At 44.3% G+C, this 22976-nt stretch carries 24 protein-coding genes and 1 riboswitch; of the genes, 17 read left to right on the top strand and 7 right to left on the bottom strand.

Annotated elements, in window-relative coordinates; all coding sequences use genetic code 11:
* Positions 1-50 precede the first annotated feature (50 nt).
* The gene (locus tag ACIFQM_RS15375) at positions 51-1820 is read right to left on the bottom strand and encodes a methyl-accepting chemotaxis protein (RefSeq protein WP_430040380.1); all 1770 of its coding nucleotides are present in this window, start codon (positions 1818-1820) and stop codon (positions 51-53) included.
* Between the two features lie 469 nt (positions 1821-2289).
* On the opposite strand from ACIFQM_RS15375, the gene ACIFQM_RS15380 reads away from it, so the two are divergent.
* The 8 genes from ACIFQM_RS15380 to ACIFQM_RS15415 all read left to right on the top strand — a co-directional run bounded on the left by ACIFQM_RS15380 (position 2290) and on the right by ACIFQM_RS15415 (position 7875).
* Positions 2290-2760, top strand: coding sequence for a GNAT family N-acetyltransferase (locus tag ACIFQM_RS15380; RefSeq protein WP_430040378.1), 471 nt, complete (start codon positions 2290-2292; stop codon positions 2758-2760).
* Between the two features lie 60 nt (positions 2761-2820).
* Positions 2821-3489, top strand: coding sequence for a ribose-5-phosphate isomerase RpiA (rpiA, locus tag ACIFQM_RS15385; RefSeq protein WP_430040376.1), 669 nt, complete (start codon positions 2821-2823; stop codon positions 3487-3489).
* The gene (locus ACIFQM_RS15390; RefSeq protein WP_430040374.1) at positions 3489-3935 is read left to right on the top strand and encodes a VanZ family protein; all 447 of its coding nucleotides are present in this window, start codon (positions 3489-3491) and stop codon (positions 3933-3935) included. Before rpiA ends, ACIFQM_RS15390 begins: the two co-directional genes overlap by 1 nt.
* 181 nt (positions 3936-4116) lie before the next feature.
* Positions 4117-4575 carry a MarR family winged helix-turn-helix transcriptional regulator gene (locus ACIFQM_RS15395; RefSeq protein WP_044648507.1) on the top strand — a complete coding sequence of 153 codons (459 nt, stop codon included), beginning with the start codon at positions 4117-4119 and terminating at the stop codon, positions 4573-4575.
* 241 nt (positions 4576-4816) lie between these two features.
* Complete coding sequence (locus ACIFQM_RS15400; protein WP_430040371.1) at positions 4817-6058, top strand: MDR family MFS transporter; 1242 nt, start codon at positions 4817-4819, stop codon at positions 6056-6058.
* Between the two features lie 32 nt (positions 6059-6090).
* Complete coding sequence (locus ACIFQM_RS15405) at positions 6091-6645, top strand: nucleotidyltransferase family protein (RefSeq protein WP_430040369.1); 555 nt, start codon at positions 6091-6093, stop codon at positions 6643-6645.
* Positions 6646-6687: 42 nt separating this feature from the next.
* Entirely contained in the window at positions 6688-7110 is a 423-nt protein-coding gene (locus ACIFQM_RS15410; protein WP_430040367.1) for a GNAT family N-acetyltransferase, read from the top strand.
* Between the two features lie 126 nt (positions 7111-7236).
* Complete coding sequence (locus ACIFQM_RS15415; protein ID WP_430040365.1) at positions 7237-7875, top strand: GDSL-type esterase/lipase family protein; 639 nt, start codon at positions 7237-7239, stop codon at positions 7873-7875.
* Between the two features lie 96 nt (positions 7876-7971).
* Here ACIFQM_RS15415 and ACIFQM_RS15420 read toward each other — a convergent pair whose 3' ends face one another.
* Positions 7972-8802, bottom strand: coding sequence for a TetR/AcrR family transcriptional regulator (locus tag ACIFQM_RS15420; protein WP_430040363.1), 831 nt, complete (start codon positions 8800-8802; stop codon positions 7972-7974).
* 979 nt (positions 8803-9781) lie between these two features.
* On the opposite strand from ACIFQM_RS15420, the gene ACIFQM_RS15425 reads away from it, so the two are divergent.
* Positions 9782-10432 (top strand): hypothetical protein, encoded by a 651-nt coding sequence (locus ACIFQM_RS15425; RefSeq protein WP_430040361.1) that lies wholly within the window; start codon positions 9782-9784, stop codon positions 10430-10432.
* Entirely contained in the window at positions 10420-10599 is a 180-nt protein-coding gene (locus tag ACIFQM_RS15430; protein WP_430065755.1) for a hypothetical protein, read from the top strand. Before ACIFQM_RS15425 ends, ACIFQM_RS15430 begins: the two co-directional genes overlap by 13 nt.
* A gap of 176 nt (positions 10600-10775) precedes the next feature.
* On the opposite strand, the gene ACIFQM_RS15435 is transcribed toward ACIFQM_RS15430, so the two are convergent.
* On the bottom strand, positions 10776-11264 hold the full coding sequence (locus tag ACIFQM_RS15435) for a PLAT/LH2 domain-containing protein (protein ID WP_430040357.1): 489 nt from the start codon (positions 11262-11264) through the stop codon (positions 10776-10778).
* Positions 11265-11708: 444 nt separating this feature from the next.
* Positions 11709-11881, top strand: a riboswitch (M-box (ykoK) riboswitch).
* A 314-nt stretch (positions 11882-12195) separates the two neighbouring features.
* On the opposite strand from ACIFQM_RS15435, the gene ACIFQM_RS15440 reads away from it, so the two are divergent.
* The 4 genes from ACIFQM_RS15440 (at position 12196) to ACIFQM_RS15455 (ending at position 15878) form a co-directional block, all read left to right on the top strand.
* Positions 12196-12753, top strand: a complete 558-nt coding sequence (locus tag ACIFQM_RS15440; protein WP_430040355.1) for a DUF1003 domain-containing protein — start codon at positions 12196-12198, stop codon at positions 12751-12753.
* 539 nt (positions 12754-13292) lie between these two features.
* Entirely contained in the window at positions 13293-14444 is a 1152-nt protein-coding gene (locus tag ACIFQM_RS15445) for an iron-containing alcohol dehydrogenase (protein ID WP_430040353.1), read from the top strand.
* Positions 14445-14798: 354 nt separating this feature from the next.
* Complete coding sequence (locus ACIFQM_RS15450; protein WP_430040351.1) at positions 14799-15221, top strand: MarR family winged helix-turn-helix transcriptional regulator; 423 nt, start codon at positions 14799-14801, stop codon at positions 15219-15221.
* A gap of 72 nt (positions 15222-15293) precedes the next feature.
* Positions 15294-15878, top strand: coding sequence for an NAD(P)H-dependent oxidoreductase (locus ACIFQM_RS15455; protein ID WP_430040349.1), 585 nt, complete (start codon positions 15294-15296; stop codon positions 15876-15878).
* A gap of 173 nt (positions 15879-16051) precedes the next feature.
* On the opposite strand, the gene ACIFQM_RS15460 is transcribed toward ACIFQM_RS15455, so the two are convergent.
* Positions 16052-16519 (bottom strand): GNAT family N-acetyltransferase, encoded by a 468-nt coding sequence (locus ACIFQM_RS15460; protein WP_430040347.1) that lies wholly within the window; start codon positions 16517-16519, stop codon positions 16052-16054.
* Positions 16520-16643: 124 nt separating this feature from the next.
* Between ACIFQM_RS15460 and ACIFQM_RS15465 the strand changes: the two genes are divergently transcribed.
* From ACIFQM_RS15465 to ACIFQM_RS15475, 3 genes are all read left to right on the top strand, one after another.
* The gene (locus ACIFQM_RS15465) at positions 16644-17087 is read left to right on the top strand and encodes a MarR family winged helix-turn-helix transcriptional regulator (RefSeq protein WP_430040345.1); all 444 of its coding nucleotides are present in this window, start codon (positions 16644-16646) and stop codon (positions 17085-17087) included.
* A 17-nt stretch (positions 17088-17104) separates the two neighbouring features.
* Positions 17105-17935 carry a DegV family protein gene (locus tag ACIFQM_RS15470; protein WP_430040343.1) on the top strand — a complete coding sequence of 277 codons (831 nt, stop codon included), beginning with the start codon at positions 17105-17107 and terminating at the stop codon, positions 17933-17935.
* Positions 17936-18065: 130 nt separating this feature from the next.
* Positions 18066-18293, top strand: coding sequence for a hypothetical protein (locus ACIFQM_RS15475; protein WP_430040342.1), 228 nt, complete (start codon positions 18066-18068; stop codon positions 18291-18293).
* Positions 18294-18431: 138 nt separating this feature from the next.
* Here the strand turns inward: ACIFQM_RS15475 and ACIFQM_RS15480 are convergent, their stop codons facing one another.
* The 3 genes from ACIFQM_RS15480 to ACIFQM_RS15490 all read right to left on the bottom strand — a co-directional run bounded on the left by ACIFQM_RS15480 (position 18432) and on the right by ACIFQM_RS15490 (position 22921).
* Positions 18432-19232, bottom strand: coding sequence for a collagen-like protein (locus ACIFQM_RS15480; RefSeq protein WP_430065773.1), 801 nt, complete (start codon positions 19230-19232; stop codon positions 18432-18434).
* 364 nt (positions 19233-19596) lie between these two features.
* Entirely contained in the window at positions 19597-20823 is a 1227-nt protein-coding gene (locus tag ACIFQM_RS15485; RefSeq protein WP_430040340.1) for an MFS transporter, read from the bottom strand.
* Between the two features lie 70 nt (positions 20824-20893).
* Positions 20894-22921 (bottom strand): beta-galactosidase, encoded by a 2028-nt coding sequence (locus tag ACIFQM_RS15490; RefSeq protein WP_430040338.1) that lies wholly within the window; start codon positions 22919-22921, stop codon positions 20894-20896.
* Positions 22922-22976: the final 55 nt, after the last annotated feature.

Genomic DNA, 22976 nt, shown 5'->3' on the forward strand with positions numbered 1-22976 from the left:
CAAATGCATGAATAGGAGGGAGGCACTACCGAACGACTTACTTATGAAAATTATGATTTGGTGCGGTTAGGGTCTGCAATTTTGAAGTAAGAAGTAATCTCCTGAAGCTCTTCCGACATGGAAGACAGCTTATGGGACGATTCAATGATCGAATCCAGAGAAGCTTTTTGTTCCTCCACTGTTTGCACAATGTGAACACTATTGTTGGCTGTCTTGCTTACGGTGGAAGAAAGTTCATCTGCTGTCGCCGTCATTTCCTGCGTACCGGCGGATATTTCCTCGGTAGCGCTGGATACTTCTTGAATTTGCCATGCCACCGTTTTGGTTGCTTGAAGAATGTTATTGAACAGCTCTCCTGCTTGTCCGGCTACGACAATTCCGCTCTGTGCCTCAACGTTACCTTGTTCCATCGACTTCACAGCCTGACCGATTTCACTTTGAATCTCTTCAATCAGTGGCGTGATTTGTTTCGTTGCATCCGCTGTTTGTTCTGCCAGCTTGCGTACTTCGCTGGCAACCACGGCAAAGCCTTTACCTTCCTCACCGACACGCGCTGCTTCAATTGAAGCATTCAGGGCAAGCAGGTTCGTTTGGCTGGAAATGCCTGAAATCGTACCGATGATATTACCAATTTCCTGTGAGCGGTCGTTCAGTAACTTGATAATACGGGATGTATTTGTAACTGTATCGGTAATCAAATGCATTTGTGAAGAAACCTTGCCCATGATTTCGTTGCCTTCATTAGAACGCTTCTCTACCGAATTGGCTTCCTCTGCAACTGTGGCGGAACTGGCGGCAATATTTTGGATAACCGAGGCCATTTCAGCCATGGCACGTGCGCTATCGCCCGTTGCCTTTTCCTGTGAACGGATATTTCCCGTAATTTCATTGATGTTCTGATTGATGATGTTCGAATTGATTCCGTTTTGTTCGCAGATTGCGAGTAATTCCTTCGCCGATTCATTCACTTCATCAGTTGTCAGCTTCACTTTGGTCATAATGCTGTTAATATGGCTTACCATATCGTTGAAGTTTCTATTCACAACGCCCAGATCGTCTTGCCCTGCTTGAATCTGAACGTCCAGATTTCCACGGCTTACTTCACTGATACCGAACATCAGTTGTTTAATAGGGGACAGCGTACGCTTCACGACCCAATATTGGAGCGCCAAGCAGATGAGCAGGAAGATAGCCAGAATGGTAGCACCGCTGATCAGCAGCTTGGTCAACCCGGCAGGTACAGCGCCTGCATCAGCATCGACAGCAAAATATGCAAAGATTTTGCCACTTGAATCTTTAAGCGGGTACGTCAAGGTTGTCCACGTACCAAAGCTGTCATCATAGAAGCTGGTAAACGTTGGTTTTCCGGTATCCAGCATGTGGCTTACGCCTTCCGCAACTACAGAAGGTTGTTTATACATACCGCCGACACCCAATTTATCTTTTTCGAATGCTTCTCTCAGAGCGGTAGGCATCGCTACAATAGATGTCTTGTCACCGTCTTCCAGTTCGGTTCCGAAAATATAAGCTTGAGAGATATTCGGGTTCGTTGCTGTAATGTTATCCAGATAAGCGCGGAGTTTGGCCTGAACGGGACCATCATAACTTTTTTCCTGAACGGCTTGGGTTACTTCATTTACATTAATTCCCTCAGCCCACTTTAATGTGATTTTTTCCACTTGCCCATGTAGCTGGTCTATCAAAATCGTACGTTGGATCAAATAGCTGGACACGATGAGGACTAGCCCGATCAATACGATGTTGAAGAAAGATAATAATAAGTTCTTGGTGAAGAAAGATAAGCTACTCCACTTTTTCAAAATGTTCCACTCCCTGGTTGTAATTTTTGTATATGGTGTTGAACCGCTTATCGAATGAGATAATTTAGTCCCCCTTACAAACATAGTAATTAAGGAAATAGACCCCTTGAGTTTTTGTTGATAGGTCTTTAGTCCTTTTTGGATGAGTATGTATCCCTATATATATGTCGTACAACAAGCCCTTGAAATGAATACCTTGCCCAATAAAAATTTAATTTTTACCGGGTAATTCCTGTGTATATTTCAGTATATTCCATTTTATACTTCAACTTGAAATTCGAATTCATTTCAGGCTTCAAGTAGGTATCCAATAGAAACCATCATACTTTATAATAGAGTCAAATGCACTTGTCTATTTGGGACATTTTTCATATTTGGTGTTACAGATGCTTGATTTGCCGCGGTTTTTGCGGATTCCTTGCAAAATGAGCCAATATAGCAACACGACATAGGGAGAGGGATGAAAAGAATGTCCAAGCTTACAATTGTAAAGGTTAAAAGCGATCATGCAGATCTACATGAATTGATTCAAAGGCTGGATGAGGATTTGCTGGAAAGGTATCCTGCTGATGAAATTTACTTGGTTGATTTTTCCAATCCGAAAGTTAAAGAAATGATTTTCGCTGTTGTGTATTTGGATGAAAAACCGGTCGCTTGCGGTGGACTTAGGCCTATAGATGTGGAAGAGATGGAGCTTAAACGATTTTATGTCGATTCTTCTTATCGCAGGCAAGGCATTGCCGTCAGTCTGTTAGCTTTTCTGGAAGGTGAGGCCCGGAAACGAGGCACTGTAAGAATCAAGCTGGAGACAGGGGCTCCTCAACCTGAAGCCATTGCGCTTTATACGAAGCAGGGATATGAGCCTATTGAACGATTTGGTGAATATGAAGAGGATGAAAATAGTCTTTGTTACGGTAAGAACCTGACAGTGTCTTTATAAAACGTTTTCATATAAAATAAATGATGATCCATACTAGCCTATACAGCGGGAGAGATGACAATGAATTTGAAGCAAAAAGCAGCTGAAAAAGCAGTTGAAGCCATTCAGGACGGCATGAAAGTAGGACTCGGCACAGGCTCGACAGCTTATTGGGCCATTCAAAAAATAGGTGAGCGTGTGGCGCAAGGCTTACATATAGAGGCTGTAGCTACTTCCCAAGCCTCGGAGGATCAGGCCAGAGAACTGGGAATTCCCATCGTTCCATTTGATCAGATTGGACGACTCGACGTAACCATTGACGGAGCGGACGAGGTGAATGAGCAGCTTGTTCTGGTGAAGGGCGGAGGCGGAGCTTTACTGAGAGAGAAAATCGTGGAAAGCAACAGTAACAGGCTGATCATTATTGTGGACGAGTCCAAGGATGTGAAGGTGCTAGGTGCATTTCCATTACCGGTCGAAGTCGTACCTTTTGCCAGTGTATGGACGTTGGAGGCAATACAGCAGACAGGCTGCCAGGCTAAATGGCGCATGAAGGACGGTGAGCGTTTCCTTACGGATAACGGCAATTATATTGTCGATTGTCATTACGGAACCATTGAGAACCCGCAAGAGCTGGAAATCCGATTGAATCAAATTCCGGGTGTGGTTGATAACGGACTGTTCATTAACATGGCGGACCAGGTTATCATCGCACGGGCCAATGGACAGATTGATGTTCGTAACAAGTAATGTCTAGCGTCCGTCTGCTTCGTACTGTCGCCTTCGTAGCATTCATTGTATATACGGGACTGTTATTATACTGGATGTTTCTTGGTTTTGGACGTACCTTACGACCGGGTCCTCCATATTCGTATAATATAGTTCCGCTGGATACGATCGGGCGATATCTGAGGGCGGCGCAGTCGCTTCCTTTCCGGGTGTGGGGTGTCAATTTGCTCGGTAATATTGTTATATTCGTCCCGTTTGGCATCCTTCTGCCTGTCATTTGGGTATCCTTACGCAGATTTGGTAGCTTGCTGCTGACAGTGGTGGTCGCGCTGGTCATTCTTGAAGTGTCCCAAATGCTGCTTGGTGCAGGCACGATGGACGTGGATGATGTGATCCTGAATGTACTGGGCATGCTTATCGGCCGAGTTGTTTACGAGCTTCTACGAAAGAGGTTTGGGATTGAATGATGAAAGCCCTGCTCTCACGAACGGTGCTTCTGGTACCGATTGGAGACGGGCTTTTTTACATATTAGACTGTCATTTTCTCATCATAGACCTTATGAACAAAGGTATAAAACGGTTGAGCTTGACAAAAGTTTGCAATTAAGATATCTTCGAATAAAGATATGAGTAACGGAGGCTGTTAATATGTCTGTAAAACCAGATGATCAGGACTTGGCGCTGAACTTGTTTGTTGTGCTGGCTCGAGCCTATAATTCGGTCACATCCCGCACGAATCGGGATATTCATAGTCATGGATTGAACACAACGGAATTTGGTGTGCTCGATCTGTTGTATTATCGAGGACCGCAGCCCTTGCAGAAAATTGGTGAAAAGGTGCTGATCTCCAGCGGAAATATTACGTATGTCGTAGATAAACTTCAGAAAAAAAAGCTGCTTACCCGGCGTGCATCACAGGATGATCGGCGTGTGATTTATGCTGAACTGACTGACGAGGGACGTCATTTTTTTGAACAAATATTTCCACAGCATCATCGTGTCATTATGGAGACAGTGGACGGATTATCTGTGGAAGAGAAAGAACAGGTCATTCATCTGCTAAAAAAGCTGGGGCTAACGGCTGAGGGACAGAAAAGTAACGACTAATAAGCTGCGAATATACGCACTAAATATGCTTTTAGATAAAATACTGGTTTCCCGGTATTTTATTTTTTTGTCGTAATTTTGGGCAACGGGTTAATGTAGAGGTGGAAATCAGGTATAATTGACGAATAGGCACCATCAGTAATCGTTGGAATTATTCCTGTTAGACTTGCACACAGATGGAAGCGCTGTGTGCAAGTTTTTTTCTGGAGACAGGGCAGAGAAGGAGACATAGATAACAGATATGAAGGAACAGCTTCGTTCGATTCACCCACTGGCCTGGACGATTATTGCGGGTACCATATTTGGTCGGATGGCGACATCCATGAGTATCCCGTTTTTGTCTATTTATTTGACTACCCGATTGGGGGTATCCCCTTTCCATACAGGGATGATCGTATCGGTCAGTTCATTAGTTGGCATTTTTTCCAGCTTTTATGGCGGCTACATTTCCGATCGGATCGGACGGCGTAAAGTGATGCTGGTGTCCATCGCCAGTTGGGCGCTTGTATTCGTGGCTTTTGCGTTGGCTGAAGCGGCCTGGGCCTTTTTCGTCATCAATGCTCTGAATGGACTGTGCAGATCCTTGTTCGAGCCGACCTCGCGGGCACTGTTATCCGATGTAACCCCCAAGGAAAAAAGATTGCTTATCTACAATATGAGATATGCGGCGATTAATGTAGGTGTAGTGGCAGGGCCGTTGCTTGGTTTGATGTTAGGATCGGCATCCTCAGGTACACCGTTTATGGTAGCGGCTGGTGTGTATGCGCTGTACGGGGTGTTGCTGTTGATCCAATTTGCTCGGTATGCATCGGATCTGCGTACAGGGACAACGGCGGGAGAGGCTCCACTACGGATGGGTGAGGCGTTCCGTACAGCCAGCCGTGATCCGGTGTTTATGCCGATTTTGCTGGGGACGGTATTTTGCGTCATGGGTTATGCTCATTCCAATTCCACGATGCCTCAATTCTTGTCCTTATCCTTCGAGGAAGGAACCCGGTGGTTTACATATATGCTTACAGTCAACGCGGTGTGTGTATTGGCTTTTCAATATCCGCTGGTACGGCTGGCAAGCCGTTTTTCCCCGGTGAATTCCTTGATTGTCGGAAATATATGTATTGCGGTCAGCCTATTGCTGTGCGGTATGTTAAATTCGGGCTGGTTGTTTATACTGAATATGGTGCTGTTTACAGTGGGCGAAGTGCTGTTGTTCACGATGCTGGACGTATTGATTGACCAAATTGCAGATGCTCAATATAAAGGGACCTATTTCGGTGCGATTGGCTTTAATAATTTGGGTAGCGTGCTTGCTCCTTTGTTTGGTGGCTGGCTGCTGGATACCTATGGTCAAACAGCGCCGCTTGCCGTTTTTGTTCCGGTTGCGCTGTCGGTCGTGCTTGGCATTCCGTTCCTGCTGGTCGCACGCCGCCGTCTGGAGCAGCGTACAGCCCGGGTTGCAGTTCAAGGAGGGGAGCCCGTGCAGTAACTGTCATCATAAAAAAGGGAGCTGAGTGCAGGATGAAGTCGGAAGAAGATGTGCTACGAATCATACAATATATGAATGATCCTCAGGTGCTGGAAGACTTGCGTTATGTGCGAGAGCTGAGGCTGCCGCAAGGCTGTATTGCCGCAGGCTATGTACGTAATCGGGTATGGGACCAGCTGCATGGTTATACAACTCCTACACCTTTGAATGATATAGATGTTATTTATTTTGACCCGAAAAATACGCTGGAGGAACGGGACGAGCACCTTGAGCTGTCCTTGAACCGCAAGCAGGCGGGACGCAACTGGTCTGTCAAAAATCAGGCGCGGATGCATCTTCGCAACGGGACAGCTCCTTATGCTTCGGTAGAGGATGCGATGAGCCGCTGGCCAGAGACGGCTACGGCAGTAGCGATTAGATTGAATGACGAGGATCAAATGGAGGTCGTTTGTCCGCATGGATTAAATGATCTACTGGATATGCGGGTACGCCAAAGTCCATTGTTCCGCCATACGACGGCCTTTCGTCAGCGTGTATTTGAGAAGCAGTGGCTGGATAACTGGCCGTTGCTTATGTTGGAGAACTAGAGTGTAATCCCCATTTCAGGATATAAGGAGAGACGACGAACGATGTTTAAAAATATAAAAACAGATTCAGATCGTGAGGAGGTTCTGGAGCTGCTAACCTACGCCGTGCTGGATCACCCTGAGCGCGGAGAGGCAGCTTTACGTACCTATCAAACCTCGGATGACTGGAAGCTATTCGGTGTAGAAGATGAAGGACTTATTGTAGGTATTGTCGGATTTGAGGAGCAGGAGGATGAAACCATCGTAATCCGGCATCTGGCCGTATTGCCTGAAAACCGTTATAGAGGATATGCCAGAGGTATGCTGATTACGCTCATACAGGAGCGTAATCCGAAACGGCTTACTGTGGACACGGATGCGGAAGGGGCAGACTTTTTTCGCAACGTGGGCTTTGCCGTATACGGATCGGAGGACTTGTCCGAGGATGGGCAATTTCATTGTGTATATGAAATGGACGAAGAATAAGCGAATCTCCGGGTCCTGAGTCTCTTTTTTTACATAAGATATGATATGTCTGGAATTGACATCATTCTCATGTAAAAGTTGATGTGCCTTTGGTTGCAAAGGAATTAGCGGGGGAGTTGGGTTCCAATGGGGTACCACTACACGGCTATAGGAGATTCATTAACGACAGGTGCTGGGACGCTGCTGACTGGCGGATTTGTGCCTATCTATCGACGAATGGCGGAAGCACGTCTTCGTACTCCAGTCAGTTACGAGAATTTGGGAATCAACGGACTGACATCGCAGGAACTGCTGTCTTTGATCCGCAACAATCCGCTCTTTCGGTCGGGGCTGATCCGGGCTGATCTCATAACGGTGACGATCGGCGGGAATGATCTACGTCCGTATGTCAGCACTCTTGCTGGAGGCTCCGGCTCGTCTGCGTCAGCCATTCCGCAAGCGTTGAATCGCACAAAAGAACATGTACGTCAAATCGTACATGCCCTGTATCAGATAAAATCCGGTCAGCATGAGCCATTTATCATTCGAATGGTGGGGTTGTATAATCCTTTGCCGGGCGTGCGGGAGGCGGGGATATATGTGCGCCAATATAACTCATTTCTCGCTACGCTGGGCGGTCCCAATTACCGTGTGGCGAACATTTACCCTGCGTTTGAGGGCAACGAACGGGAGCTGCTCTCGCTGGATCGAGTGCATCCGAACAGTCGCGGCTATCGCGTCATTGCGGAGGAGCTGAATCGGCTTGGATATTCGCCATTACGGTGAGCGTAGAAGAAGGATGTGCAACAGAAAAAAGAGGTCCATCATGGTAGTAGTATCTGACCATCGTGGACCTCTTTATCTTAAGCTGAACGGAACCCTTTACATTTCTAAAATAGCTTTCAGCTTGGTACAGTCTTCCTGTAACTCGGGTAGCTGCTCTAAAAAAAGGAGGAGTGCTTTAACGTGGGCAGTTTCCACGTTTTGTTCCGAAAGCTCCCCCTGTAGCCTGCTTAGTATTTGCATATGTTCTTTCTGGATTGCTTCATCTAATTCGATTTGTTTCAAGACTGCTTCCATATGTTGAAGCACATGGGCGATTTGTCTTCCTTTGGTCCAGATTTGATCAGAATCTTCATGGAATCCGGAATCGCGGCCCCACATGATTTGATGTTGAACATCAGGGCTCAGCATACTTTGTGCCAGCATATCCGTAATGCTGACGATAAATTCAGCCAGTGTTTGATGTTCCGTCCAGGACAGCTCTGAATCGCTCATTCGGAAGGAATTGATAATAATGCTTTTGACGACAAACCCAATATCGTACGCATAGTCATGTATGGACTCTCCATAAGCATCAATTAAGAAATCAACCATCACGTTAGATAAATGATGTTCAACACGGTCAATAGCTTGTGCGATTTTTTCTTCCTTGGAACCGATTAAAGGGACGGAGTATACCAGCAAATGAACTTTATTCTTATAAATCCGGCCCAGCGCAATCAAATTCAGTTGTCTCAACTTTTCACGGGAAGGTAGCTGGTGCTTCAAATAAAGTTCTTTAATATCTGCATCAAGAAGTTTTTCAATCAGGACGATTGTCCCCAGCAGCAACTCTTCTTTACTTTGAAAGTATTTATAAAAGGAAGCCTTCACCATCCCGCTTTCGCGGGCAATTTCATCCACCGAGGTGGCATCGTACCCTTCAGTCATCGCAACTATATTGCTCTATTGTTGCTTGGACTTGATAAAACAAAATCACACTTTTCGGAGATAGTATAAAGTGCTATGATTCGCCTAATAGACTTACACAAACTAATTAATAACATGAGTTTGTGTAAACTCTAACTAGATCACAACCCACATAAACTACATAATTATATCCGACCCTTGCCACTTGCGGCAGGGGTTTTCTGCTTATTTAATCACAGTAAAAAGGTACTTTCGGCATGGGGAAAATGGTTTATTCAAGCAATCACATGGAGCGATATAAAAGAGATATCAGGATGAAACACGGATATACGTCATTTCAAACTTCTGATAACATCGTGTATATACTGCTTTATAGTAAGCGTGGACTTATGGAGCGAATATTAGTTCCACCTGACAAACTGTTACAGATACCTGAGGTTAACAGAATTTTTTAATTGAAGTAATTTCCGTTTAGCCTTGTCAAATTTATTGAATGACACATACGGTATACAGTATCTTAAAAAAAGGAGGAGTTCATGTGAGTGGATGTGTTGGAGGAGCTGAGCGTAGGGAAGAGCGTAGGGAAAACTGTTTTGGTGCTTTCACATCGCCAGCAGCAATTTTGGTGCTCTTTATTCTGTTGGTTATCATCACTAAAGCCTGTTGGGTTTAATTTTTAAAGCAATGTCACGGTAATGCCCGATTATTGTTTCGTTATAAAAGGCTCTATCGGTATGTAACCGGTAGAGTTTTTGTAGTGTGTGCTTGTCATTTTTTTCGGGTATCCTCCAACGGCAATGTGTGCTGAAGGTGGCGCAGGTGCTGATATCATATACATAGGCCCGAATATTAAATTAATTGTTAATTAAATACTTTTTTCTAAAATGAGGTTGAATTTTTTATTGTAATTTAATGTTCGACAAAATTCCCCTTACTTCTTGCTGATAAAATTATAAAATTTATAAATGTTTGGAATAATTATATAGGAGGAAACATTTTTATGAAATTTTTCAAGAAAGTATTCGTCCCTTTATTAGCAGCAGTATTACTCTGCGCGACTGTTTTGCCTTCGGTGAGTAATGCTGAACAAGTCACTAAGCCAGAGGTAAACTTAGTTCAAACAGAAGTTATTCAGACTGATCGTGGAGAGGCCACTGTAACAACAAACTTTAATGATGACACTCATAGAATAACAACTGTTGTTGAGAATGGAAAAACAACTAAAATTGAGTATTTCACAAAAGATCAAACTTTGCTGATTGACGGTGTAAAACAGGAGAACTTTAATGTTAAAGAGAGTCGTTCAGATTTTTCGTTAAATGCTGTTCCTTCAGGAGGAACCTTTGTAGGCAAGTTTGATTACTCCTATGATTGGGTGAACGTAGGGATCGTTTTTGCAACAGGGATAATATCAACGGTTACTAAAGCTCCTGTATCAACCATTCTTGTAATTATAGGTGCTGGAGCAAGTTTGAATACCCAAGCTTACTACACCATTTATCAATATACATATCCTAGGAAATGCGAAGCTATCCCCTACGCTAACCATACGGTGTTCTATCAAGATGCTTCGCGAAATAAAGTAATTGGTACGGCTGACTCTGCGAAGTTCTTTAGTTCACAGCCATACCCTATTGGATGCACTCCGTGAAAAAATTATTAAAACGTGATGCAAGTATTTTGCTAGGCTATGCAGTGTGTCTAGGAGTTTTTTATGCACTGGGGTATAAGTTGAATGCTATGATGGTTTATATTTTTTTGGCTGGACTTATAACAGGGGAAATAATTAATTTTGCATTGTCAAAACGAGAGAAATAAAAAAAGCTCTACTAACCTAATTGGTTGGTAGGGCTTTTTGATATTTTTCCTTAGTTTGCTTTATATTATTGTCGACCATAACGATGCTCCTATAAGCTTGGAAAGGGAGCAAACAATGGACAAACGTTTCTATAAATTATATTTAAGTTAGTGGATTCTGGACTAAGAATTTGTTATTAGGATGGGAAAAGTGTTTCGGAATCTGCGGAACCGCCATCACCAAGCCAGCGGTTAGGGCCTGCAAATGAGAAAGTTTTCGCGTTTCCAGTTATTTTAATATTAGCGATTTTCCAACCAGGTTTATATCCAGATCCATCAGTTCTAATCGTAATTTTTCTGATGTCACCAAGGTTGCTGGTGCTGATTCTTGTTGTATCAGAATCCCCTTGTTCAAAGCTTCCATTGAGTGTAGCGGTAGTATAATCTCCATTAGAACCATACAGAGTTATAGAAATATTTGAATCGGTTCCAGCATCTTTAAGATTGGCTGTGTTTACAGTAACAACATATTCAACATTAGCAAAAGGTGTAACTGACTCTATACTTCTACTAGAGTCTTGAAATGAACTATAAGTGTCACTTGTGACCTGATCGGCAAAAGAAGGCGCTGCGAAAGCTACAGATGAGATAAACAGTGCTGATGCTAGTAAAGATACTTTTTTCATTAAATTGTTACCACCTTTCTAGTATTTGTATTTAATGTTATACATGTGGCATATACTTGTACATAGTTCTTTGGTAGTGAAGAAGAATATTTTTATTGTCTTTGTTTGTCATATTTTATCCTTATGTGTCGATATCCTTGTTTCAATATGAATTACTGAGGTGATAAGCATGAATCATACATATAAAGTGTTAAAGTCGGATATCGAACTATTTGCAGCAGCATTAAGCCAGGTAAGAGTATATGTAGTAAAGCCGTTGAGTGAGGATATGGTGGAGTTTGTAGACTAGCTGTTTGCCGTACCTGCGGCACAGCGACTTTTTATTTTGCATTATAAGGGGGAGTGCCAGCGTCGTTGTCACCAGGTGCAAACATATGTAAAATATAGTGAATATATTTGGGTTGACAGCACATTTGGACAGCAGTATGCTTGCTAGGGAAATTTGGATGTCCTCGTTAGGTGAGGCTCCTATACGAACATAAGCCACTGCCCGGAAACATCGAAAGATGCCAATGGGTATAACAGGAATTGCCGGATTAAGGCTCTTCTTAATGTGGCTAAAGAACTTTGGTTCTTTTACGTCGTATAGTGCTAAAGCTCGACTTGGGGGAATCGGATATTTGCATGCCTTTTCTTGCATGCAGAACGACGCCCCTTCAGTTGAGCTGAGGGGCGTTTTTATTTCAATGTGTTAGGTATTGGCAGTGACATGGTTCCTGTGAGATCAGTAAAATATGGAGCCAACAATACGATATGGGAGAGGGGGGGGAACCATTCTATGAGTAGTCGAAGTTCGACTGAACCGGATCCAGAACCAGTGAGTCTATTGGCAGTCGGGTTAAAACTAGATACCGTAATTGAGTATGGTTGCAACTCCTCTCCTACGGGGTAGTATTGGGCCTGACTGCCTTAAAACAAGGAGGCAGTCGACATGTCAAAAATGAATTTTTTTCAAAAAAAGCAGCAAAATAAAAGTGCTGCTCATATTCAAGGCTTTGATATTGAATTGAATCAGGAAAATACTCGTCGTATTGATCGGCTAGTCGATAGTTACGAAAATAGCATTCTTTCTCATTTAGATGAAGCGTACCAAAGAACGACAAGCTGGCAAGATCGTCTTGCGGATCGGATTGCATCATTCGGCGGTAGCTGGAGATTTATTACTTATTTCGCTATCTGTCTGACCATTTGGATACTCTTGAACAGCTTGCCGTTTACTCGCTTTCATTTCGATGAACCTCCATTTATCTTGTTGAACTTGTGTTTGTCCTTTATCGCAGCATTCCAGGCTCCAGTCATTATGATGAGTCAGAACCGCCAAGCTGCAAGGGATAAGCATGAATCGATCATTGACTTCGCGATCAACTACAAAGCCGAACAAGAGATTGACGATATGCAAAGCCACCTTCATCGGATCGAAGGCGAACTGATTGAGATTAAAAAACTTTTACTTGTTCTAAACAATCGAATGAATGAAGAACACAAATGACCCTTTGGACTATATGGAGGCCCCGTAGTAAAGTTTTCACCTGAATCGTTTAAGATTAACGGAAGTTAATTTATGAGGAATCAGATTGAATTTAGAGTGGATGTAAAGAAGGACTCTGACGGTATATAGCCGGTTGGAGTCCTTTTATTTAGTTGAGTATTCGCTTACTTCAAACGTGAGTATTTTATTGAAGCCCAAGGCCCCATTCCGATGAAACCTGCGAAACCAGAGCGCCGGGTGGATGTACGCCTCAGCTCGTCGTTTAGCAAAGCATTTGGAGGTTCACTATACACCGAAACATGGAGGTTGCTGAATTTAGCTGAAATTGAACTTAGCGTCATGACACGACAAAACGGTTATATCAATAAGTTTTCTTTGATAAACCAAAAAAACAAAAATAAAACCAAATTAATTCTGTGTTTCGTTGTTGACATCAAAATTAAATAAAGATAAAATTATATGTGAAACATTTCACTTTAAAGAATGGTTCCGTATTTAGCGAGGCATGAAGAAGTGAATCCTTTAGGAGGCCGATGTTTATGAGCGCACATGTATTTTTTGTACCGTCTATCAATCTAATGGGAAAAGGTTGTTTGCATGAAGTTGGACCCTATATAAAAGAACTGAATTTAAACAAAGCACTGGTTGTGACGGATAAGTTTTTGATGAAAAGCGGTATTGCAGGCAAGGTCACATCCGTGTTGGACGAGATTGGGTTGGACTATGTGGTATATGATGAGGTCAAACCCAATCCGACCTGTAAAAATGTGCATGATGGCGTTCAATTTCTACAAGATAACGGATGTGACTTTTTAATTTCCATTGGTGGAGGATCACCACAGGATACGGCTAAGGGAATCGGCATTATTGCTACCAATGGGGGACATATAACCGAGTATGAGGGCGTTCATAAATCCAAGCATAAATCGCTGCCTATTGTCGCTATTAATACGACGGCAGGAACATCCGCTGAGATCACGATCAATTATGTCATTACGGACGAAGAGCGCAAGGTCAAAATGGTTTTGGTTGACAAGAATAGCTTAGCTACTATTTCGGTAAACGACCCTGAACTGATGGTAGACAAACCCGCGGCGTTAACGGCAGCTACAGGAATAGACGCTTTGACTCATGCTATTGAAGCTTTGGTTACTCCAGGCTCTTACCCTGTTACAAATGCGACGGCGTTGGCAGCAGTAGAGATTATATTTAATCATTTGGCCCGTACGGTGAGAAACGGTCATGATATAGAAGCACGTGAGCAAATGGTTTTCGCCATTTTCTTGGGAGGACTTGCGTTTAATAATGCTGGATTGGGCTACGTTCATGCCATGGCGCATCAGCTTGGGGGCGTATACGATTTGCCTCATGGTGTTTGCAATGCCATGCTGCTGCCGATTGTGGAGGAGGAGAACGCGAAGCATGTACCAGAGAAGTTTCGTGCCATCGCTAAGGTGATCGGTTTTGAAGACAAGGGGAAAACGGATAAGGAATGCGCAGATTATGTCATTCTAAGAATCAAGGACCTGTCGAAGGAAGTAGGGATTCCTTCCAAACTTTCTGAACTGGGTGTAAATGAAGTGGATTTGGATCTGCTTGCCGAAAACTCCATGAAGGATGCTTGCGCTCCGGGCAATCCGTTCATACCTACCAAAGAACAAGTCATCAAGATGTTTAAGAAAATTCTTTAAATAAAAACTGCTATTATTGTGTTAAATATGATAAGGGCTGTCCCAGGAAATCATCGAACAACACTGGGAACGGCCCTTTTTATTTACTTTTTCTTTTAAGAAATCTGAGTGACTAGAGATAAGACAACCCCATTGTATATTAACGGCACTGCTCTTTCAGGATCGGTTTCACTGAATTGTATTTATGGAGGCATTTGTTAATAGAGTCGTGATAGTCACATAATGAAAAAATAAGCTTCTGAATGCTCTCTTCGGTCAAACGCTCCTCAGCATCAACTCTATTGATCACATACTCCGAAAATACATCTGACAAAAATACTTGATATATATAGATGTCTATGCAATAATGCTTGTATGTTAAAAAATAACGCAGCTGCACTGATAGGAACGATCAGAGACTCGATCAATAAATGGATTGTGACTGAGCTCGAATCAAAAGGAGTTGAAGGGATTGTTCCTACCCATGGTGGAATATTAATGTTCCTCTATCAAAAGGACGGGCTTTCTATTAAGGAATTGACGCAGAAAATTTCTCGTCAGCAGCCCACAGTCACGGTTCTGATCGACAAGCTAGTGAAGCTGGGGTATGTCGAAAGAAAAAAAGAGAGGGAGGATAGCAGAGTAACCCTGATTTATCTGACCGATAAGGGGAGAGAGCTGGAGCCTGTATTTGAGGCGATCTCCATTAGATTAAAAGAAACCATTTATGGTGGTCTCAAAGACGAAGAAAAAGAACAACTGGAATATCTGCTGGAACATGTAAAAAACAGATTATAAATTTTTTTAAATTAATGTATAGATATCTATATGAAAGTCAAAATAACATAAAAACATCTGGAGGTAATTAAAATGAAACATCTTATCGTTTATGCTCACCCTAACGCTGAAAGAAGCCTTAACCACGCAATACTGGAAACAGTCGTAAATGCTTTGAAGGAAAAAGGCGATGAAGTCGTTGTACGCGATCTATATGCCCTCGATTTTCAACCTGTATTAAAACCTGAGGATACTGCCGCTATGAGAGCCGGGCAAACTCCTACCGATATCAAAGTAGAGCAGGAATACATTTCGCAGTCTGATACGATCACCTTTATTTCTCCGATTTGGTGGACAGGTCTTCCTGCGATCCTGAAAGGTTACGTTGATCGTGTATTTGCATACGGTTTTGCATATACGTCTGGTCCGGAAGGAATTAATAAGCTTCTTACAGGTAAAAAGGGTTTTATTGTGAATACTCACGGTACACCGAATGAAATTTACGATGGAATCGGGATGACAGCAGGATTGAAAATCACTTCGGATACAGGGATTTTTGATTTTGTTGGAATTGAATCCGTCGGTCACTTGCTGCTTGGAAGTATCGGCTACCTTGATGAAGATGGCTATAAAGGTCTGTTGAAGCAGGTCCAAGACACCGTCAAATCGGTGTTATAACGAAACTATATTATCACATTGAAAGGCTGTTCTTACCGTTAAGAAATGTACGGCAGTCTTCAAATGATGAGGTCAACCAGCATTTACTGGTTGGCCTTTTCTTCTATATAAGCTGACTCCGAATGCGTAGTGGCAATGCATGAAACTTTTAAGTTCAGTTTATATTATAGATGCTAATATCCTTCGACGGTTTTTGAATGTCCCTCTACGATTAAGGACATGTAAACGTCAATAGGATCCTCGCTTTCAACTTTAAAACCAAACCGTTCATAAAGACGTCTGGCAGAGCTTCCTTGCAGGACATTTAAGGTTACACGTTTTCCTTTTACATCATTTTGTTCAAGCAGATTACTTAATACTTGATTGCCGACTCCTTTACCTTGGTAATTGGGATGAATATAAAAATGCTCCAATAAATAACCGTCTAACGTCGGTTTAAAAGCTATGCAACCAACAAAAGAAGAATCTACTTCGATGATCCAGGTATGTACAGAGTCGAACGCATCACGGAAGCGTTGACGAACTTTTTCTTCATCAAATCTTCCTAACCTGGTTAAATCGTTACGCAGTACAATGGCCCGTAAATGAGCAATGGTTTCAACATCGGAATTTTGGGATTGGCGAAGAGTAAATGGTTTCATCTAATGTAACTCCTCTATGTGTTAAAATTCACAAATAATTCATTGTTATTATCGTCAGCAATTCATTATAGTACATAGTATTAATAGTTAACTGTATGTATTATGCGTTTTACGGAGGTTCACTATGAAAGATTATGAATTAAGGGATGATTTGAGAGAATCCGTTAACCGGATTTATGACATGGAATTATTCAGCAGCCTGACGGAGCTTATCCAAGGGGAAAACCATGTGCTTCAATTTTTAGTTCAGCATCAAGATGATGAAATTAATCCATCCTTACTCAGTGACCACCTGCATGTATCTAGATCAAGAATTACGGCAGCGCTTACGGCCTTAAGAAAAAAAGGCTATGTGACCATGGAAATGTCTGAGCATGACAGACGACGAATGTGTGTAAGGCTCACATCAGAAGGTACATCCCTGATTAAACAAAAACAAGGGAGAATTGAAGGCTATTTTGAAGCACTGGTAGAGGGTTTGGGCGAGGACGATGTCAAGGAATTTATACGATTGATTGAGCTTTCCATAAGTATTATGAATGCGGATTCTACTGGGAAAATATCATAATGTGAGGGTGTTACAGGATGAAGTATAAAATAATAGCAGATAGCTGCTGTGACTTAACGACAGCGCTTAGAGAAGAAATGAAAATCACGACGATCCCGTTACACATGACTTTGGGAGAAAAATGCTTTATAGATGATGAAACGCTAGATTTACCTCAGTTTATGGAAGAAATGAAAGCCTGTACTACCAAGATTGGATCGGCTTCACCGTCACCTATGCTGTATAAGGAAGCATTTCAAGGTGAGCATACTTCTTTTGCCATTACAATATCCAGCAATCTGTCCAGTTCCTATTCAAGTGCATTGGTTGGTAAGGATATGGCGGAGGAAGAAGGAGCTGATGTTCATGTATTCGATTCGAAAAGTGCGTCGGCTGGACAAATATTGTTAGCTCTAAAGTTGCGCAAGCTGATCGACGATGGGTATCATAAAGGAGAGATTATTTCTTCACTAGAAAGCTTTATCACGAAGATGAAAACCTATTTTGTGCTAGAGAACCTGGACAATTTGGTGAAGAACGGACGAATGAATAAAATTACGGGAAAGATACTTTCATTCCTGCATATCAGACCCATTTTGGGTTCAGACGGCGACGGAAATATCGCATTGTTTACCCAAGCGCGTGGTCAAAATCAAATCGTTGAAAAGCTGGCAGATACGATTGAAAAAAGTGGTCGGGCTACGGAGGGGGAAAGCATTGTGATTACCCATTGTAATAATCCTGGGCTTGCTGAGAAGCTAATGAATGCGTTAAAGAACCGCTATCAATTTAAGGATATTCTGATTGTGTCCACCAGAGGAATCAGTTCAATGTATGCCAATGACAAAGGAATTATTATGGCGTTTTAAGCTATAGGAGTGAATGATACTCTCTTATTAAATCAAGGTTTATGCCAATTCGAGCCCGATTTGGGGTAAGCCTTTTTGGTATGCGATAAACACATTGAAAACTATGAATAATATGGAGCAGGGGAAAAATATGACTCATACGAATATCGAAGATTCGTTACGTTTTTATGTGAATACCATGGGGGTTGAAGTACAAGGAAAGTTTGATACCGGTTTATTTGTGTCCACAGGCGGGTATCATCACCATATCGGCGGCAATGTTGGAATGGAGAAGGTAACCCCCATCCTCCCGCTCATGCGACAGGGGTTAAGGAAATTATACTGCTGCTTCCTGACGTTGGATCTTTGTGGAAGCTAAAAACACATAGAGCTTGACGGCCATGCAACCCATGGAGAAGTGAATGGATTTTCTGCCATGACCCAAGCGGAAACAAGCTGGTGTTTGATATTAGCAGATGAGCAGGTCAGCCATATGTTAAACCGGATGTATCCATGTCTAGCTTAATTTGTTGATAACCACAGAAGCATTTACGTTGATTTGTGTACCCCCAGCCAAAATTTGGAGAGTTACTGCGGCGGCAGAAGTATGATTTCTAAGAGTAAGAATATCACCGGACGCTAGAGTGATGATGGCCTGCCCTGAGTTTTGCTGCGTGCCGGCCCCTGAACCGTGCACGGTTCCTGCTGCCAGGATGCCATTGACAAAGAGTCCGAATTGGCTAGGCTCTACACCCCAAACGGATAAAGTGACTTCATAGTTACCCGCATCGGTAACTATAATCTGCGCGGTGCCAGGAGCATGTGTAATTCCAGGCGTAAGTATACCATTAGTATCGAAAAGCACATCAGCTTCTACTGCCACCACTTGAGCTCCTAAGTTGTAAATATAACCGAACTGGGACAATCCCCCTGCTGCTCCCGTGGCTCCGGTAGTACCTGTAGCGCCTGCTGCCCCAGTGGAGCCAATTGCGCCTGTAGCGCCTGCTGCCCCAGTGGAGCCAATTGCGCCTGTAGCACCCGCAGGACCTGCTGGACCGACCGCCCCTGCAACGCCCGCAGGACCTACGGGACCTGTTGGTCCTACCGCACCCGCAGTGCCCACAGCCCCCGCTGTGCCTACATTCCCGGCAGCCCCAACGGTGCCCGCAGTACCCACATTTCCGGCAGCCCCGACATTTCCAGCAGCGCCCACATTTCCCGCAGTTCCGACGGCTCCAGCAGCACCCACTGCACCTACGTTACCTGCTACACCTATAGCTCCAGTTGCGCCTGTTATACCTAAAACATTTTGAGGTATATTTACACGGACGATTTGCTTCCTGACGACGATTTCCTTGCAGAAGCACTTTCTTTTCGAGGGGCATTTTCTCATCGGACGTTTTTTACTAAACCAAGAGCGGATAAAAACGTCTTTTTTACGGCCTTTTTTTCGTTTTAATTCGGGACGACCCAATACAAACACCTCCATATGGTTTGTTGTATACTACTCCATTCATCTAGGGGAGGCATGGATATCTGTCCTGTGTTTCATAGGCAATGATCTATCTTTAGCTCAAAATAGGCCTTTGTACAAGTTACATTCGTCCAGTATGTACAATAGCGCATCGGCTGCTCCCTAGGATGATACCAAGGAACAGCCGATGCGCCGAAAGAGGCATATATTAGGATGTAGCGGTTTGAAGCCGTTTTTTACGCATGTATAGGACGTACAGAATGCCGCCAAGCAGGCAGAGGATGCAGGCGAAGCCTGCCAGCAACCAGGCTGAAGCGACTGCTCCGCCACGATCCATGCTGTTTCCAAGCCATAAGGGCAGCAGAGCACCCCCAACTCCACCTGCACCAATCAGTAGGCTGGTGGTGGATTCTTCTGTGCCTGGCATCATTTTGCTGGCGAAAACAAGTGCGATGGAAAATATGCCGGACATGCCCAGCCCCAGGAGCGCAATAAGGACAAAGGTAACAGCAGTGCCCTTGATCAACGGGAACACGCACAGCAGCACGGTCGCTGCCAGTGAGCTTAGGGCGACAAAGACACCATAGCCATAACGATCAGCAATGTTGCCTGCGAACAGCCGCCCGGCGGCCATCGCCAGCCAGAAGCAGGTGACACTGAGCGCCGCCTCGGCTTGCGTCAATCCCAGCCGCTCAATGAACATGGAGGGCAGGAAATTGGCAAGGCTCATTTCTGTCCCTACATAGATAAAGAAAAAGATGATAAACAGTGCCAGCAGCAGCCAGTTTCCCGCAGGTTTCACTTTAGAAGCTCTCGTGGATGAAGAATGGGGGGCCGAACCCGACTGCGTACCTTTCTCCCCGCGACGCTCATATTTGTCCAATACGGCATCCAGCTTGCCGAAGGACCCCCGTAGCCAGGCTACGACTGCCACCGCTGCAAAGACGGAGATGACTGGGAAGGCTAACCGCCACCAGCCAAGGGCAATCAACTGACTGGCAACCGCAGGCATTGCTAACGCGCCGATCCCGAAGAAGACTTCCAGGCGGCTCATAGCTGCGCCCGTTCCTTCGGTAATACCGCTAATCACGATGGTGCCGATGACCGCCTCCACCATACCGAAGCCAAAGCCAGCTACGGCTCCGACGGCATATAGCCAACTCCATGGGGGCAGCAGTGAGTAGAGCCCTTCTGCTGCACACAGTAATAGCAAGGCGAATACCAGCGTCCGGCGTTTGCCGAATTGCCTTGCAAGCCATGGCAACAGCAGGACGCCAGCCAGAAAACCGGAAAATTGGGCGAAGATCAGACTTCCGCCCTCCGTATAAGTCCGGCCATAGTGCTCCAGCAGCACGGGCAGCAGAGACCCTACAACCACGTGCGCCAGACCAATTAAAAAATAAGACAAGCTGCCAATCCATAGCAGTCGTTTCATGATGAACTCCTTTGATACCTGAAATTGCACTTATACCGTATAGTGAACGATAATGTAAGGTATTAAATATTTATGATAATTCCAGCACATGAAAGCCATAGCCTTCAATGGTAACATCACCTTCTAAAAATTCGCCGCTGAGCAGCTCATGTCCTTTTTGTTCATCCAGATGATAATTCTGTTTCTGGGCGTTATGGTTCAGGATGAACAAATACGATTTTCCAGCCTTGGAGCGCACGCTGGCCTCCACACCCGCAGGAGCACGCAGCAAGGACGGAATCCCTTTTTCCTCACAAATATAGCCCAGCAGGCCGTCCAGGAAAGCTTCTTCAGGGTCCGAAGCCACATACCATGCTTCACCTTGACCCAAACGATTGCGTGTCAGTACGGGCATTCCCTGATAAAAATCATCGCCATACTCCGCCAGTACCTCGGCGCCTTCGCTATGCAGCAGGTCGCAGAGCAGATCGCATTCATATTCTCCTTGTAATGCTCCTATCTGTTCCTTCAATACGATCCGATTGCGTGACTCCGGCAAAAGCGCGTCAATTTCTTCTATCCAAATTCCGAGAAGCTTACGCAGCTTACCCGGATATCCTCCGATTGTGACCAGATCGTTTTCATTCACAATTCCGCTGAAAAAAGTGGTGATAAAGGTGCCGCCATGTTCAGTAAATTGTTCCAGCTTTTCCGCTGTACCCGGCTTGACCATGTAGAGTACAGGCGCGATAATGAGATCATATTTCTGGAAATCTGATTCCACGGAAATCAAGTCTACCTGCACGTTACGGCGGAAGAGGGCGGCATAGTATTTATGCACCTGATCCACGTAATCCAGCGCTACAGAAGGACCACTTGATTTCTCCAGTGCCCACCAATTATCCCAATCGAACAAAATGGCTACTTTTGCGTTCACGGTTGCATCCAGCAGCGTACTACCTAATGTGCCTAGCTCCTTGCCCAGCTGTGCCACCTCCCGGAATACGCGTGTATTCTCATGACCAACATGCTCAATCACAGCCCCGTGGAATTTCTCACAGGCTCCGATGGAACGGCGAAGCTGGAAGAACATGACCGTGTCCGCGCCATGCGCTACTGCCTGGTAACTCCATAACCGCATGACACCGGGCCGCTTGAGCGAATTGTACGCTTGCCAGTTTTGCTGACTCGGTGTTTGCTCCATCAGCATAAACGGCTGCCCATCCTTAAGACCACGCATCAGATCGTGGGCCATCGCGGTATAGCTCGGTGGGGTATTAGCCCGCGGATAGCTGTCCCAAGACACAATATCCAGGTGCTTTGCCCATTTGAAATAGTCCAGTTGCTTGAAAAATCCCATCAGATTAGTCGTTATGACAGCTTCGGGGTTATGCTTTTTGATTGCGTTATACTCCAGCAAATAGCATTCCAGCATACTGTCTGAATTAAAGCGTGCGTAATCAAGGGAAATGCCCTGAAAGGTGGAGTGATTCTCGCCCCAATGCTCGCTCAGATTATTTGGAGGTACAATTTCATTCCAATCATAGAAGGTGTGTCCCCAGAAGGAAGTATTCCATACCCGGTTCACTTCTTCCAGTGTTCCATATCTTTGTTTGAGCCACACCCTGAATGTAGCAGCACAGTTATCGCAATAGCAATCCCCGCCGTACTCATTGGACACGTGCCACACGAGGATCGCAGGATGATTTTTGTAGCGTTCTGCCAGTCGGTCAGCCATGCTCTCCGCATATTTGCGGTAGGTGGGACTGTTCGGACAGGAATTGTGGCGTCCGCCGAATTTTCGTTTGCGCCCGTCGGCATCGACCCTAAGGATATCCGGATATCGGGTTGCCATCCAGGCAGGGTGAGCCGCAGTGCTGGTGGCAAGACACACAAAGACACCGCTTTCATGTAAACTATTGATGAATTGATCCAGCCATTCAAAATGATATGTGATTTCATCCGACTGAATTTTGGCCCAGGAAAATACGTTGACTGTGGCGATATCAATTCCTGCCAGCTGGAACATTCGTAAGTCCTCCTGATGTGTGGTGTCATCCCACTGCTCAGGATTGTAATCTCCACCGTAAAATACTTTAGGCAGTTTACCGCTTATCATGCCAATCACCTCTATATATAAGAATAAATCTATCTTATAATACAAGTAAACGCTT

It is taken from the genome of Paenibacillus sp. NRS-1782 (assembly GCF_050467685.1).
Taxonomy (GTDB): Bacteria; Bacillota; Bacilli; order Paenibacillales; family Paenibacillaceae; genus Paenibacillus; species Paenibacillus terrae_A.

What these genes read in the sequence shown, in the direction of transcription:
- ACIFQM_RS15380 (WP_430040378.1), top strand. Translation starts at nt 2,290, where the DNA reads ATGTCCAAGCTTACAATTGTAAAGGTTAAAAGCGATCATGCAGATCTA.
- rpiA (WP_430040376.1), top strand. Translation starts at nt 2,821, where the DNA reads ATGAATTTGAAGCAAAAAGCAGCTGAAAAAGCAGTTGAAGCCATTCAG.
- ACIFQM_RS15390 (WP_430040374.1), top strand. Translation starts at nt 3,489, where the DNA reads ATGTCTAGCGTCCGTCTGCTTCGTACTGTCGCCTTCGTAGCATTCATT.
- ACIFQM_RS15395 (WP_044648507.1), top strand. Translation starts at nt 4,117, where the DNA reads ATGTCTGTAAAACCAGATGATCAGGACTTGGCGCTGAACTTGTTTGTT.
- ACIFQM_RS15400 (WP_430040371.1), top strand. Translation starts at nt 4,817, where the DNA reads ATGAAGGAACAGCTTCGTTCGATTCACCCACTGGCCTGGACGATTATT.
- ACIFQM_RS15405 (WP_430040369.1), top strand. Translation starts at nt 6,091, where the DNA reads ATGAAGTCGGAAGAAGATGTGCTACGAATCATACAATATATGAATGAT.
- ACIFQM_RS15410 (WP_430040367.1), top strand. Translation starts at nt 6,688, where the DNA reads ATGTTTAAAAATATAAAAACAGATTCAGATCGTGAGGAGGTTCTGGAG.
- ACIFQM_RS15415 (WP_430040365.1), top strand. Translation starts at nt 7,237, where the DNA reads ATGGGGTACCACTACACGGCTATAGGAGATTCATTAACGACAGGTGCT.
- ACIFQM_RS15420 (WP_430040363.1), bottom strand. Translation starts at nt 8,802, where the DNA reads ATGACTGAAGGGTACGATGCCACCTCGGTGGATGAAATTGCCCGCGAA.
- ACIFQM_RS15425 (WP_430040361.1), top strand. Translation starts at nt 9,782, where the DNA reads ATGAAATTTTTCAAGAAAGTATTCGTCCCTTTATTAGCAGCAGTATTA.
- ACIFQM_RS15430 (WP_430065755.1), top strand. Translation starts at nt 10,420, where the DNA reads ATGCACTCCGTGAAAAAATTATTAAAACGTGATGCAAGTATTTTGCTA.
- ACIFQM_RS15435 (WP_430040357.1), bottom strand. Translation starts at nt 11,264, where the DNA reads ATGAAAAAAGTATCTTTACTAGCATCAGCACTGTTTATCTCATCTGTA.
- ACIFQM_RS15440 (WP_430040355.1), top strand. Translation starts at nt 12,196, where the DNA reads ATGTCAAAAATGAATTTTTTTCAAAAAAAGCAGCAAAATAAAAGTGCT.
- ACIFQM_RS15445 (WP_430040353.1), top strand. Translation starts at nt 13,293, where the DNA reads ATGAGCGCACATGTATTTTTTGTACCGTCTATCAATCTAATGGGAAAA.
- ACIFQM_RS15450 (WP_430040351.1), top strand. Translation starts at nt 14,799, where the DNA reads ATGTTAAAAAATAACGCAGCTGCACTGATAGGAACGATCAGAGACTCG.
- ACIFQM_RS15455 (WP_430040349.1), top strand. Translation starts at nt 15,294, where the DNA reads ATGAAACATCTTATCGTTTATGCTCACCCTAACGCTGAAAGAAGCCTT.
- ACIFQM_RS15460 (WP_430040347.1), bottom strand. Translation starts at nt 16,519, where the DNA reads ATGAAACCATTTACTCTTCGCCAATCCCAAAATTCCGATGTTGAAACC.
- ACIFQM_RS15465 (WP_430040345.1), top strand. Translation starts at nt 16,644, where the DNA reads ATGAAAGATTATGAATTAAGGGATGATTTGAGAGAATCCGTTAACCGG.
- ACIFQM_RS15470 (WP_430040343.1), top strand. Translation starts at nt 17,105, where the DNA reads ATGAAGTATAAAATAATAGCAGATAGCTGCTGTGACTTAACGACAGCG.
- ACIFQM_RS15475 (WP_430040342.1), top strand. Translation starts at nt 18,066, where the DNA reads ATGACTCATACGAATATCGAAGATTCGTTACGTTTTTATGTGAATACC.
- ACIFQM_RS15485 (WP_430040340.1), bottom strand. Translation starts at nt 20,823, where the DNA reads ATGAAACGACTGCTATGGATTGGCAGCTTGTCTTATTTTTTAATTGGT.
- ACIFQM_RS15490 (WP_430040338.1), bottom strand. Translation starts at nt 22,921, where the DNA reads ATGATAAGCGGTAAACTGCCTAAAGTATTTTACGGTGGAGATTACAAT.